11 protein-coding genes are annotated in these 13,768 nt (G+C 37.9%); 5 read left to right on the forward strand and 6 right to left on the reverse strand.

Annotation, left to right across the window (positions count from 1 at the left end):
• Nucleotides 1-115: 115 nt before the first annotated feature.
• The 6 genes from gyrA to dnaA all read right to left on the reverse strand — a co-directional run bounded on the left by gyrA (nt 116) and on the right by dnaA (nt 8,988).
• On the reverse strand, nt 116-2,650 hold the full coding sequence (gene gyrA, locus BI350_RS01130) for a DNA gyrase subunit A (RefSeq protein WP_075526449.1): 2,535 nt from the start codon (nt 2,648-2,650) through the stop codon (nt 116-118).
• A gap of 29 nt (nt 2,651-2,679) precedes the next feature.
• Complete coding sequence (gene gyrB, locus BI350_RS01135) at nt 2,680-4,599, reverse strand: DNA topoisomerase (ATP-hydrolyzing) subunit B (RefSeq protein ID WP_075529179.1); 1,920 nt, start codon at nt 4,597-4,599, stop codon at nt 2,680-2,682.
• A 246-nt stretch (nt 4,600-4,845) separates the two neighbouring features.
• Nucleotides 4,846-5,970 (reverse strand): DNA replication/repair protein RecF, encoded by a 1,125-nt coding sequence (recF, locus tag BI350_RS01140; RefSeq protein ID WP_075526450.1) that lies wholly within the window; start codon nt 5,968-5,970, stop codon nt 4,846-4,848.
• Nucleotides 5,960-6,199, reverse strand: a complete 240-nt coding sequence (gene yaaA, locus BI350_RS01145; protein ID WP_075526451.1) for a S4 domain-containing protein YaaA — start codon at nt 6,197-6,199, stop codon at nt 5,960-5,962. The genes recF and yaaA overlap by 11 nt, the downstream gene beginning before the upstream one ends.
• Before the next feature lie 132 nt (nt 6,200-6,331).
• Nucleotides 6,332-7,465, reverse strand: coding sequence for a DNA polymerase III subunit beta (gene dnaN / locus BI350_RS01150; RefSeq protein WP_075526452.1), 1,134 nt, complete (start codon nt 7,463-7,465; stop codon nt 6,332-6,334).
• A gap of 173 nt (nt 7,466-7,638) precedes the next feature.
• Nucleotides 7,639-8,988 (reverse strand): chromosomal replication initiator protein DnaA, encoded by a 1,350-nt coding sequence (gene dnaA / locus BI350_RS01155; RefSeq protein WP_075526453.1) that lies wholly within the window; start codon nt 8,986-8,988, stop codon nt 7,639-7,641.
• Between the two features lie 611 nt (nt 8,989-9,599).
• Between dnaA and rpmH the strand changes: the two genes are divergently transcribed.
• The 5 genes from rpmH to mnmE all read left to right on the forward strand — a co-directional run bounded on the left by rpmH (nt 9,600) and on the right by mnmE (nt 13,744).
• Nucleotides 9,600-9,737, forward strand: a complete 138-nt coding sequence (gene rpmH / locus BI350_RS01160) for a 50S ribosomal protein L34 (protein ID WP_075526454.1) — start codon at nt 9,600-9,602, stop codon at nt 9,735-9,737.
• A 262-nt stretch (nt 9,738-9,999) separates the two neighbouring features.
• Nucleotides 10,000-10,350, forward strand: a complete 351-nt coding sequence (gene rnpA, locus BI350_RS01165) for a ribonuclease P protein component (RefSeq protein WP_075526455.1) — start codon at nt 10,000-10,002, stop codon at nt 10,348-10,350.
• 202 nt (nt 10,351-10,552) lie between these two features.
• Nucleotides 10,553-11,332, forward strand: a complete 780-nt coding sequence (gene yidC, locus BI350_RS01170) for a membrane protein insertase YidC (RefSeq protein ID WP_075526456.1) — start codon at nt 10,553-10,555, stop codon at nt 11,330-11,332.
• A complete protein-coding gene (gene jag, locus BI350_RS01175; protein WP_075526457.1) occupies nt 11,329-12,060 on the forward strand; it encodes an RNA-binding cell elongation regulator Jag/EloR in 732 nt (243 codons plus the stop codon). Before yidC ends, jag begins: the two co-directional genes overlap by 4 nt.
• 298 nt (nt 12,061-12,358) lie before the next feature.
• A complete protein-coding gene (gene mnmE, locus BI350_RS01180; RefSeq protein ID WP_075526458.1) occupies nt 12,359-13,744 on the forward strand; it encodes a tRNA uridine-5-carboxymethylaminomethyl(34) synthesis GTPase MnmE in 1,386 nt (461 codons plus the stop codon).
• Nucleotides 13,745-13,768 lie beyond the last annotated feature (24 nt).

The raw sequence follows: 13,768 nt of genomic DNA on the forward strand, positions 1-13,768 counted from the left end.
ACCCTGATGAGTTCTGTCTGAACGATAAATAATAGAATCATTTCACTATACATCAAAAAGGCTTTAAACCTTTTTAAAAACGCCAAATGAGTTTTTGCTCATTTGGCGTTTAAAATTATTCATTTTGTTCGTCTAAATCTGCTTCGGTACTCGTCGAATCTGCATCGTTATCTACGTCAGCCGAATCTGAATCGGATTCTTCATCTTCATCCTCATCATTATCTTCTTTCTCTACTTTCGCGACAGTTGCAACAAGTTCATCTTCCCCGAGACGGATTAGGCGTACACCTTGCGTACTTCGTCCAATAACGGAAATATCGCTAATATCCATTCGGATTAAAATTCCATTGATTGTAATTAACATTAAATCTTCTGTACCATCGACAGCTTTCATTGCGACAAGCGAACCGTTACGTTCTGTCACATGCAATGTTTTCAACCCATAGCCGCCGCGAGATTGGATTCGGTACTCTTCTTCAGACGTTCGTTTTCCAAACCCTTTTTCAGTAACGACGAGGATTTCTTTTCCTTCATCGATAACATCCATTCCAACGGTTATATCGCCATCTCGTAAACGGATTCCTCGAACTCCACCTGCGACACGTCCCATAGAACGAATATCAGATTCATTGAATCGAATGAGCATACCATCCTTCGTTCCAATCACGATATCTTCGTTGCCGTTCGTCATTTTAACCCCGATAAGTTCATCATTATCCCTTAATGTAAGAGCAATTAGACCATTTGAACGGATATTTGCAAAATCGGAGACTCGTGTTCGCTTGGCAACCCCATTCCGCGTAACAAAGAAGAAGTACTTATCTTCCTCAAATTCCGCAACTGGAATCATGGCTGTGACATTTTCGTCTTTGTCTACGCCAAGTAGATTAATAATCGGCAAGCCTTTCGCTGTTCGACTAAACTCTGGAACTTGGTAGCCTTTCGTTCTAAATACACGGCCCTTACTTGTAAAGAATAAAATCGTGTCATGTGTCGATGTATTCAATAAATGTTCAACGAAATCATCATCGTTTGTGCCCATTCCTTGAATACCACGGCCACCACGACGTTGGCTACGATAAGTATTTGCAGGTAATCGTTTAATATAACCATTATGTGTTAGCGTTAAAACTGAGTTTTCAACTGGGATTAAATCTTCATCCTCAATCATTTCTGCACCGCCGGCAGTGATTTCAGTCCTGCGCTCATCAGAAAAACGTTCCTTTAACTCAAGTAATTCTTCTCGAATAATTTGTACTAACTTTTCCTCGTCGGCAAGGATTGCACGAAGTTCAGCAATAAGTAATTGAAGTTGCTTATACTCTTCTTCAATTTTATCCCTTTCCAACCCTGTTAAACGTTGGAGACGCATGTCTAGAATTGCTTGGGCTTGTCTTTCCGAAAGATTAAACTGCTCGATTAGACCATTTTTTGCTTCTTCAGTTGTTTTTGACGCACGAATTAAGGCAATAATAGCATCAATATTATCAAGCGCAATTCTTAATCCCTCTAGAATATGTGCACGGTCTTCCGCACGACGTAAGTCATATTGTGTACGTCTACGAATGACAACTTTTTGATGTTCTAAGTAGTGATATAAAATCTCTTTTAAACCAAGTACTTTAGGCTGCCCATCTACGAGTGCAAGCATATTTACACCAAAACTTGATTGGAGTGCAGTTTGTTTATATAAATTATTTAAGACAACATTGGCATTTGCATCCCTGCGGATTTCAATGACAATTCGCATACCGTTACGGTCAGATTCGTCTCGCAAGTCGGTAATGCCATCAATTTTCTTATCGCGAACGAGTTCCGCAATTTTTTCAATTAATCGTGCCTTGTTTACTTGGTAAGGCAATTCATTAACGAGTATTGTTTCTCTGCCATTCGCTTTTTGTTCAATTTCAACTTTACCACGAATGATTAATGAACCTCTACCTGTTTTATAAGCTCTTCGTATACCACTGCGTCCCATAATAATTCCACCTGTTGGGAAATCAGGACCAGGTAGAACTTCCATTAATTCTTCAGTTGTAATTTCCGCATTATCCGCTAAAGCAAGTACTGCATTGATGGTTTCGCCTAAATGATGGGGTGGAATATTCGTTGCCATTCCAACCGCGATTCCTGATGTTCCGTTCACAAGTAAGTTTGGAAAACGACTTGGTAGAACAATAGGCTCTCGTTCTTGACCATCATAGTTATCTTGATAATCTATCGTATCTTTATTAATGTCTCTAAGTAATTCCATTGCGATACGGGACATTCTAGATTCCGTATATCGCATGGCAGCGGCAGCATCTCCGTCTACAGAACCGAAGTTTCCATGTCCGTCTACTAGCATATAACGGTAGTTAAAGTCCTGTGCCATCCGAACCATCGTATCGTACACAGCACTATCGCCGTGTGGATGGTATTTACCAATGACATCCCCGACGATACGTGCAGATTTCTTATGTGGCTTATCTGCAGTATTCCCAAGGTCTTGCATCGCGTATAAAATTCGGCGATGCACTGGTTTTAAACCGTCCCTAACATCGGGAAGTGCACGGGAAACGATAACACTCATTGCATAGTCTAAAAACGATGTTCTCATTTCCGTACTAATATTAATGCCTTTGACGCCACGATTTGGCATATCTGCCATATTGGTAAACTCCTTTCAGTTTCCTTTTATTACGCATCCAGGTTTTTAACGTATTGTGCGTTTTCTTCAATAAATCTTCTACGCGGTTCAACGTCTTCGCCCATTAAGTGTTCGAATGTTTCATCCGCTGTGATTGTATCCTCTAGCTCTACTTGTAAAAGTACACGTTGTTCAGGATCCATTGTTGTATCCCAAAGTTGTTCTGCGTCCATTTCACCAAGCCCTTTATATCGTGTAATGACTGGTTTTGGACTTTGTGACATACCATCTAAGATTTCTTCTAACTGTTCTTCCGTATAGCAGTATTCCTCATTCCGTCCTTGTTTCACGCGGTAAAGAGGTGGCTGTGCGATATAAATATACCCTGCTTCAATGAGCGGTCTCATAAAACGGAAAAAGAAAGTTAGTAAGAGCGTACGAATATGTGCACCGTCAACATCAGCATCCGTCATAATGACAACTTTGTGATAACGCGCTTTCTCCAATTCAAATTCTTCGCCTATCCCGGTTCCAAGCGCAGTAATCATTGCCCGAATTTCCTCATTGCCCAAAATACGGTCGAGTCGAGCTTTTTCTACGTTTAATATTTTACCTCTTAACGGTAAAATTGCTTGGAAGTGTCGATCCCTTCCACCTTTTGCCGAACCACCCGCTGAATCACCCTCAACGATATACAATTCACTAATGGCTGGATCGCGTGAAGAACAATCTGAAAGTTTACCAGGTAAACTTGATACTTCAAGCGCTGATTTTCTTCGTGTAAATTCCCTAGCATTTCGTGCTGCAATTCTTGCTTGTGCGGCGATTAGGCTTTTTTCAATAATTGTTTGAGCTGTTGATGGATTTTCCAATAAAAAGCGTTGGAATCCTTCTGAAAACAATTGATTCGTAATTGTACTTACTTCAGAGTTACCAAGCTTTGTTTTCGTCTGTCCTTCAAATTGAGGATCTGGGTGCTTGATAGAAATAATTGCCGTCAATCCTTCACGAACGTCATCACCGGATAAGTTTTGATCATTTTCTTTCAATGAACCAGTTCTGCGTGCATAGTCATTCACGACACGTGTTAAAGCTGTCTTAAATCCTGATTCATGCGTACCACCTTCGTACGTATTAATATTATTCGCGAAAGATAAAAGGTTTTCAGCAAATCCGCCGTTGTATTGCATCGCGATTTCAATCGCAATCCCATCTCTTTCTCCTTCAATAAAAATTGGTTCTTCATGAATGGGTTCTTTATTTTTATTTAAATGTTCAACGTATGATTTGATACCGCCTTCGTAATAATAAGTATCTGTACGCTCCTCGTCATCCCTTGCATCTGTAATGGAAACGCGAAGTTTACGATTTAAATAGGCAAGCTCTCTTAACCGATTTGCGAGTGTATCATAGTCAAACACAGTCGTTTCAGTGAAAATTTCTGGATCGGCTTTAAATCTAACGCTCGTTCCCGATTCTTCAGAAGTTCCAATCTCTTTTAATTCAACAGTTGGAACACCTTTTTCAAATTTTATATAGTATCTCTTTCCACCACGGTTGACGAATACTTCTGTTTCAAGTGACAAAGCATTTACAACAGCAGCACCAACCCCATGTAATCCGCCTGAAACTTTATAACCGCCACCGCCAAACTTACCCCCGGCGTGTAAGACAGTCATGATTACCTCAACAGCTGGTCTCCCTGTGGATTCTTGTATACCAACTGGAATTCCACGGCCATTATCATCGACGCGAATCCAATTGTCTTTTTCTATCGTCACTTCAATATGATCACAGTATCCCGCAAGTGCTTCGTCTATACTATTGTCAACGATTTCCCATACAAGATGGTGAAGCCCTCTAGAACTTGTTGTTCCAATATACATACCAGGACGTTTACGAACAGCTTCAAGTCCTTCTAGCACCTGTATCTGTGCTTCATCATAGGATTGAATATTATTATCTTCCATTGCCAAGCTTGTTCACCTTTCCTTTCTAAACGTATACAAATACAAAAGTGCATGGCGCCTTCTAGCCTCGACAGGCATAAGACGATTCAGCAGCGTGCTTTTACTGCATAGTAGGATTGACTTGTGCCTCAAGTATCAGCTTCTATACACCACACCTAGCAAAGTAATTGCATACGTAAACCCCGCAACTAATGAATCTTATTTCAGTAAAAAAACTACCGCTCTTACAAAAGAGTTGGAACGGCACTATTCGGCACTTTTTCTTTTCACGGTTCCTGCAGTCACTTCAAATATTTCGGCTTGGCGAATTGTTTCGTGATCGATACCAGCAATATTTGTCGTTGTAACAAACGTTTGGACTTCACCTTGAATCGTATTTAACAAATGAGACTGACGGAAATCATCTAACTCCGATAAGACATCATCGAGAAGTAATATCGGGGATTCACCGACTTCTTGTTTCACTAATTCAATTTCCGCTAATTTTAAAGATAAAGCCGTTGTTCTTTGTTGACCTTGCGAACCGAACGTTTGAATGTCATAGCCGTTAACGTGAAAATGTAAATCATCTCGATGCGGTCCAAGTAAGGTTAACCCTCTATCTACTTCTCTAGAACGCATTTCAGTTAACCGTTTTTCAAAAATGTTTTCCATTTCTTCAGTAGTCTGCCCAGAATTCAAGTCTTTTAAAGTTCCATAAGAAACTTTCAACGATTCCATTCCCCGGGAAATACCTTTATGAATCGGTTCTGCCCATTTTTGCAGTAATTCCATGAAATAAAAACGTTTACGAATAATTTGGATAGCTACTTGAATATACTGTTCTGTATATATATCAAACATGACATTATTAAAATTTGAGTTTCCTCGATTATCTCGTAGAATTGCGTTTCTTTGCTTTAAAACCTTTTGAAATGTAAGTAGGTCATGAAGATAGACAGGAGAAATTTGACCAATTTCCATATCTAGAAATCGTCTCCTGACAGAAGGACTCCCTTTAACAAGATTTAAATCTTCAGGGGCAAACATCACAACGTTTAATTGACCGATGTAATGGCTCAATCGATTTTGCTCTAAATGGTTTACTCGTGCTTTTTTTCCCTTTTTGGAAATAACAAGCTCAAGTGGGAGATTCCCATATTTACGTTTAATGTTCCCTTCTATTTTACCATATTCTTGTTCCCAACGTATCAATTCACGATCATTTGAAGTGCGATGTGATTTTGCCATCGACAAAACGTATATGGCCTCCATGATATTTGTCTTGCCTTGTGCATTTTCCCCTATTAAGACATTAATCTCAGGGGAAAATGACAAATCGAGCTTTTCGTAATTTCGATAATTCGTTAAAGCTAGTCGCTCAATATACATCCGGCGAACCGTCTGTCTCTTCGTTTATTTTGAATTTACCTAAATCCGGAATCTCGACAATATCATTATGGCGCAACTTTTTACCACGTCTTTGTTCTGGTTCATTATTTACATAAACGGTATTTTCATCCAGATACCATTTGGCCATGCCGCCTGAACTAATCACGTTCACCATTTTTAAAAATTGGCCAAGTGTTATAAATTCCGAATGGATAGTCAGATCTTTCATCGATCTTCAACCTTTCATAAGTTAGTTATCACTTCATTTTACAGGATTTCCGGTCGTAAGTAAAAAAAGACTATAGATAAAGTGTAAAACGACTTTATCTATAGTCGGAGCGAACCTTTTATTAACAAGTTTTTAATACGTTCGAACAGGTAAGATTAATTGTAATATCGAATCATCATCTGCCGATTTTAATATAAATGGTCGCATTGCTCCCGTAAATTGAATCTCAATATCTTGTCCATCAATTGCACGTAATGCATCCATCATATATTTTGCACTAAAAGAAATCTTCAGTTCTTCACCAGCGATTTGAATTGCTTCAACTAGCTCTTCAACTTTTCCGATTTCAGGTGAATTAGACGATATCTCAATCATTTTATCTTCTGTGGAAAAACGAACGATATTATTACGATCTTCTTTAGCAAGTAAGGATGCTCGGTCAATGGATTGTAACAGTGAACGGCCATTGACTGTAACAGATGTTTTACTTTCAGTTGGAATTAACCGTGACGTATCAGGATAATTTCCTTCCAGTAAACGTGAATAAAATAATACATGATCCGTTTTAAACAGAACTTGTTGTTCTGCAATAATAATTTTTACTGGACTATCAGAATCCGGTAAAATTTTATTTAATTCTTGAAGACTTTTTCCTGGTATGACAAAACTAAATGGGATTGTTGGCATATTTTCAGGAGATGCAAGTCTTCTTGCAAGTCTGTGACTGTCCGTTGCAACACATGATAATTTACCTTCTTCAACAGTCCAATGAACACCCGTTAAAATTGGGCGCGTTTCTTGCTGAGATACAGCAAATACTGTCTCACGGATAATTGATTTCATTAGGTCTGCTGGTAATGAAAAGCTATGCTCATCTTTCACTTCCGGCAAAATTGGATACTCGTCTGGATTTGATCCAATTAATTTAAACTCAGATTTCCCTGAACGAATTAATGTGAGTAAACCGTCTGTTACGTTAATTTTAACTTCGTTTGTTGGCAGTTTACGAATAATTTCACTAAAAACTCTTGCTTGTAAGACGATACTGCCTTGTTCAGAGATTTTAATGAGTTCCTTACCATCTCTTTCTACGGGGATAAAAGTACGAATCGTAATATCTGAATCGCTACCTGTCATCGACATTCCTTGTTCATTCACTTCAATTTTTATTCCCGTTAAGATTGGTATCGCAACTTTAGAACTGATCGCTTTCATAACATCATTTAGCGCATCGAGAAGTTCGTCTCTTACAATCTCAAATTTCATTTCATACCCTCGCTTATATATTTATATTAATTAATTAAAAGATAGTAATAATAGTAATAGGGCCTGTGGATTTGTGGATAAGTGACTTTACTGCACTGCCACAAGGTTTTCAACATGTGTACAACATGTTCATGATTGTGCATGGGTTATCCTATGTTACTCACAAGTTATGATTATTCTCTACCAAGCGTATTTTTGATTTCTTTTATATCTTGTTGCAAAGCTTGGTCATCTTTTAACATCGTCGAGATTTTCTCATGTGCATGAATAACCGTTGAATGATCTCGACCTCCAAATTCTGAACCAATTTTAGGCAAAGAATTATCCGTTAACTCTCTTGATAGATACATGGCAACTTGTCTTGGAAAGGCAATTGCACGTGTTCTTTTTTTAGCCGAAAAATCTTCAAGGCGTATGTTGAAGTGTTTTCCAACTGTTTTTTGAATATCAAGGATGGTAACGGTTCTTGGTCTTGTATTTGGAATAATATCTTTTAATGCTTCACCAGCAAGTTCTACTGTAATATCACTATTCACTAATGAAGAATAGGCAACTACTCTGATTAGAGCTCCTTCAAGTTCACGAATATTCGTATCAATTTCATTAGCGATATGCATCATCACTTCGTTTGGAATATCGATAAGCCCATCAGCTTTCGCCTTTTTACGTAATATCGCGATTCTTGTTTCTAAATCAGGCGGTGTAATATCCGTAATAAGTCCCCATTCAAAGCGTGATCTAAGTCGATCTTCTAATGTTGGAATTTCTTTTGGTGGCCTGTCACTTGAAATGACAATTTGCTTTGATTCTTCATGAAGTGTGTTAAACGTATGGAAAAATTCTTCTTGTGTTTGTTCTTTTCCTGCAAGAAATTGAATATCATCTATGAGAAGCACATCAACATTTCGATATTTGTTGCGAAATTCGACGGCTTTATTGTCTCGAATTGAATTAATGAATTCATTTGTAAACTTTTCAGATGTTAAATAAACAACCTTGGCGTTCGGATTATCTTCCAATACATAATGGCCAATGGCATGCATTAAGTGAGTTTTCCCCAGCCCAACGCCTCCGTAAATAAAAAGAGGGTTATAAGCTTTCGCTGGTGCTTCTGCAACGGCTAGTGATGCTGCATGGGCAAAACGATTGCCAGACCCAATCACAAAAGTGTCAAATGTATACTTTGAATTAAGCATTCCCGCAATTGAATGAGAAGGGGGAGTTTCAGCAGGTGGTTCAACTGGTTTAGGCATCATAAAGTCCTTTTCTTCCATATCTTCGGGTACAACGAAATGGATAAATCGATCTTCCCCTGTAATTTCAGACAGAATACCAGTGATTAAGTGAATATAATTACTTTCCAACCAGTCTTTTGAAAATGTATTTGGGACAGCTATCGTGACATTCTCTTCTTCGTAAGAAATTAATTTTGTCGATTTTAGCCAGGTTTCAAAACTCGGTCTTGAAATTCGTTCTTCAATTTTCGACAAGACTTCATCCCATAATTTTTCTAGGTGATCCACTAAGGTGCCTCCTTTACATAAACTTTTTAAGTGAAGATATGTATTATACACATAAATTCACTGTGTGGATAACAATTATGCAAAAGTGTGGAAAAAATTATCCACAACATATCAACAATTGTGGATAAAGGTAAGCGTTATTTTTTTGTGCACAATTAAATCTTTTTTATTGTAACAGGGAACAGTTGTAATTACAAGGCTTTCTGTATCTTATCCACAACGCACTCCACTACTCACAAATCCTTTATCCACAGGCATTTATATGTGCACCTTTTGTCGATATTTGTTGTGCATAATATTTTCAGGAAAAATAATGCGCACATATTCATGCCAAGAATAAAAAAAGTTCTGTGGATAACTAAGTTATTAAAGAAATGGATGTTGGACAAGTGTAAATGTAGAAGTTAATAACGCAAAATAAATATTGGGCTATGTCTGTATAACGGGTTAAAATGCTTATCTATATTAGTAATCCATTACGAAAAACTTTCAGCGGAATAGGTGATAAGCATAAAGAAATAATAAAAGATTGACTTTCAGGTTAAAAAAAATTATAATTGTTAGGAATGTCAGGCGTAATAGCGACATTCAATGTAGGAGGTGTCTTATAAATGACTAAACGTACATTCCAACCAAATACACGTAAACGTAGTAAAGTTCACGGCTTCCGTGCGAGAATGAGCACGAAAAGCGGGCGCAGAATCATTGCAGCACGTCGACGCAAAGGAAGAAAAGTGCTTACAGCATAAGGCCACTGACTCTCAGTGGTCTTTTTTTTATCATATTTACAGTGAAAACATGATTATAAAACTTAAAATAGATAATACAGACGAATTGTTGATGTTTTTCCAAAGATAGATGATCGAAGAAAAGTCTAGTAAGCCATAAGTATGGGTAAAATAATTACGGCCACACCTTGAAAATTTAGTTCAATGTTTTATTTTAGTGCATTTAAAGAGGCTTAATGAATGGTAAATGCAAAATTATTGATGGAACAGGTGAGTTTGTTAAATGAATAAACGCCAACGAATAAAAAAGAATAGTGAATTTCAGAAAGTATTTAAAGACGGAAAATCGTTTGCGAACCGTCAATTTATTGTCTACCGCTATTATAAAGAAGGGCAATCTGAATTTAGATTAGGCCTGTCTGTAAGTAAGAAAGTTGGAAATGCGGTCACAAGAAATCGAATTAAACGTTATATAAGACAATCTTTTCTTGAACTAAAAGATGAACTGAAAAATGATATAGATTATGTGATTATTGCTAGAAACCAAGCAGCGACAATGGATTTTCATGAAACCAAAAAAAGTTTACAACATGTTCTGCGTATTGCACGTGTATTAAAGAAAAGACAGCAGTAGCGAAGCACATTTTTAAATGATAAACTTTATTTAACTAATAGTTACTTGAGTCAATTTCATAATTACCTAAAACCGCTAAGCTGATACAATATATAGTTGAGAACGGTTTAACTCAACTATATATTGTATCGGCGCAGCGAAAAGATTGGATTATGAAATTGACTAACTTTGATTTAAATAGAAAAGATATGGGGGAGCGAATTTGAAAAAGAGGTTAGGACTAATCCTTATGTTCTCTGCCGTGGCCTTATTATTGGCAGGTTGTACAGAATTTAATGAACCAATCTATGAAGATAGTGAAGGATTTTGGAATAAGTATATCGTTTGGCCATTAGTATCACTCATCACTTTATTTAAAGAATTACTCGGTACATATGGGTATGGAATTGTTGCGGTAACAATTATTATTCGCCTAATTTTATTACCGCTGATGATTAAACAAACAAAAAGCTCAAAGGAAATGCAAGAAGTCCAGCCGGAGTTAAACGCATTAAAAGAAAAATACAAATCTAAAGATGCAGTGACACAAGAAAAGTATCGTACTGAAATGCAGAAACTCATGACTGAAAAGAAAATTAATCCAGCAGCAGGTTGTTTACCGGTATTGGTTCAAATGCCGATTTTGATCGGTTTTTATCACGCAATTAGCCGAATGAATAGTACGCCTGAAATCGAACTTGGGACTTTCCTTTGGTTTCAGTTGGCTGAGCGAAGCATTACGCTCGCAGTGATAGCTGGAATCATGCAATTCGTTGTTCTTCGTACTGGACCAGCAATGGGGAACCCACAGATGAGAATGATGATGTATGTGATGCCGGTTTTCATTATCGTCATCGGAACAATATTACCAGCGGCATTGTCACTTTACTGGGTAATCGGTAATATCATTTCTATTATTCAAAACTTTTTCATTTACAAGCCATTCAAAAAAGAAGAAGAACTTGTAGAACAACCTGCAAAAGTAGGAGGGAAAAGAAAATGACAACGGTGACGCAAAATGGTTCCACTGTTGAAGAAGCGATTGAAAAAGCATTGCAACGACTGAATGTTTCACGAAATGATGTAGAAATTGAAGTACTGACAGAAGGAAGAAGAGGTTTTTTAGGATTTGGTGCTAGACAGGCCGAAGTAAAAATTACAGTGAAAGAGCAACCGGTTCCTGTAGAAGAAGTCGAAATAAGTCTGAAAAATGAAGTAGAAACAGTTAATGATGTGAAAAAAGATAACATAGTAGCGGAACCTGCAACTATGGAACGACAAATAGATCCAATCACAAACACAGAGCAATATCTTTCAAAAATTGCTAAAGAAATGGGAATTGATGATTTAAAAGTTACACATCAACTTGACGGCAAATATGTACACTTTCAGTTAGAAAGTGACAAAGCTGCCTTATTAATCGGAAAAAGAGGTCAAACTTTAAATGCCTTACAACAATTAGCGCAACTGATTACGAATCAACATACCGACCAATTCAAAGTCGTGCGGTTGAATGTAGGCGATTATCGTGAACGTCGAGAACAATCATTAGCAAATCTTGCGGATAGAATGGCGAATAGGGCAGTGCAAACGGGCAGAAAAGTACAATTAGAACCGATGCCAGCTTATGAGAGAAAAGTCATTCACCACACTTTATCTAACCGTCTGGATATCGAAACCTATTCAGAAGGAACAGATCCGCACCGATATCTTGTTATAGAACCAATTTAATAACAACAATTGAACTAACTTCTATGACCTTTCAATTTAAAAGGTTATAGGAGTTTTTTATTATCAAAGTGACCAGTTTGTCGTATTTAAGTAATTTCGCCCTATTCATATGCTTATTTCATTTGTTAAATCTCCACGTAATCCTCCATTATTTGATAACGTCCAATATTTATCCACAGATTTTTTAGTTGTAGGGCTATGAGGTTCGTTAAATTTGTGTTAACATACTATGTTAGAAAGTCGTGTCCGAAAATACGTTGTCCACATGTGAATAACTACTCCAGGAAGGTGAAAAACCGTGAATTTTGATACTATAGCTGCCATTTCAACGCCCATGGGTGAGGGAGCGATTGCGATTGTTAGATTAAGTGGAGATGAAGCAGTCCAGATTGCAGATCGCGTTTTCCGTTCACCAAGTGGAAAGCAGTTGGCAGAAGAACAATCTCATACGATTCATTACGGTCATTTAATTGATCCCGGGTCGAATGAAACAATTGAAGAAGTGATGGTTTCCTTAATGAAAGCGCCAAAAACTTTCACAAGGGAAGACGTCGTTGAGGTTAATTGTCATGGGGGACTCGTGGCAGTGAATCGAGTGCTCGCACTCTTATTAAAAGAGGGAGCGCGTCTAGCGGAACCTGGAGAGTTCACGAAGCGTGCTTTTCTAAATGGGCGTATCGACTTGTCACAGTCAGAAGCAGTCATGGACCTTATTCGAGCGAAAACGGACCGTGCAATGAACGTTGCACTAGGTCAAATGGAAGGGAAGCTATCCAAGCTTGTCGGAGAACTTAGACAAGCCTTAATCGAAACACTTGCTCAGGTAGAAGTGAACATCGATTATCCGGAGTACGATGATGTAGAGGAAATGACAGTTCCTCTTATGATTGAAAAATGTACATGGGTAAGAGATGAAATTGACAAATTACTAAAAACTTCTGCGCAAGGAAAAATTCTAAGAGAAGGTTTATCGACAGTGATTATTGGTAGACCAAACGTTGGAAAGTCTTCACTTCTAAATAGTCTCGTACAGGAAAATAAAGCGATTGTTACCGACATAGCGGGAACAACGCGTGATATAATTGAAGAATACGTCAACGTCCGCGGTGTTCCATTACGTCTCGTAGATACAGCAGGAATTCGGGAAACGGAAGATATCGTTGAAAGAATTGGCGTTGAACGTTCAAGACAAGTATTAAAAGAGGCGGATTTAATTCTTCTTGTGTTAAATAATGCGGAAGTACTTTCCGAAGAAGATAAGCGTCTTTTTGAGGCTGTCGAAGGCATGGATACAATCGTTGTCGTTAATAAGACCGATTTACCAGCTAAAATAGATTTATCCGAAGTTGCTGAAATAGCAGGGGATAACAACATCGTGACGACTTCTTTATTAGAAGAAGAAGGGGTCATGGAACTTGAAGAAGCGATTGCTAACCTTTTCTTTACAGGTACAATCGAAGCAGAGGATATGACCTATGTATCAAATGCAAGGCATATCGCACTGTTACACAAAGCAAGAACTATTATTGAGGATGCACTTGCGGCGGCAGAAGCCGGTGTCCCAGTAGATATGATTCAAATAGATGTTACAAGGTCTTGGGAAGTTCTCGGTGAAATCGTCGGGGACACAGTACAAGAAGGTTTAATTAATCAGTTGTTTTCGCAGTTTTGCCTCGGAAAATAATTTATTAGAGAGTAGGAAAAGAAC

The sequence above is a fragment of the Sporosarcina ureilytica genome (genome assembly GCF_001753205.1).
GTDB lineage: Bacteria > Bacillota > Bacilli > Bacillales_A > Planococcaceae > Sporosarcina > Sporosarcina ureilytica.

What these genes read in the sequence shown, in the direction of transcription:
- gyrA (WP_075526449.1), bottom strand. Translation starts at nt 2,650, where the DNA reads ATGGCAGATATGCCAAATCGTGGCGTCAAAGGCATTAATATTAGTACG.
- gyrB (WP_075529179.1), bottom strand. Translation starts at nt 4,599, where the DNA reads ATGGAAGATAATAATATTCAATCCTATGATGAAGCACAGATACAGGTG.
- recF (WP_075526450.1), bottom strand. Translation starts at nt 5,970, where the DNA reads ATGTATATTGAGCGACTAGCTTTAACGAATTATCGAAATTACGAAAAG.
- yaaA (WP_075526451.1), bottom strand. Translation starts at nt 6,199, where the DNA reads ATGAAAGATCTGACTATCCATTCGGAATTTATAACACTTGGCCAATTT.
- dnaN (WP_075526452.1), bottom strand. Translation starts at nt 7,465, where the DNA reads ATGAAATTTGAGATTGTAAGAGACGAACTTCTCGATGCGCTAAATGAT.
- rpmH (WP_075526454.1), top strand. Translation starts at nt 9,600, where the DNA reads ATGACTAAACGTACATTCCAACCAAATACACGTAAACGTAGTAAAGTT.
- rnpA (WP_075526455.1), top strand. Translation starts at nt 10,000, where the DNA reads ATGAATAAACGCCAACGAATAAAAAAGAATAGTGAATTTCAGAAAGTA.
- jag (WP_075526457.1), top strand. Translation starts at nt 11,329, where the DNA reads ATGACAACGGTGACGCAAAATGGTTCCACTGTTGAAGAAGCGATTGAA.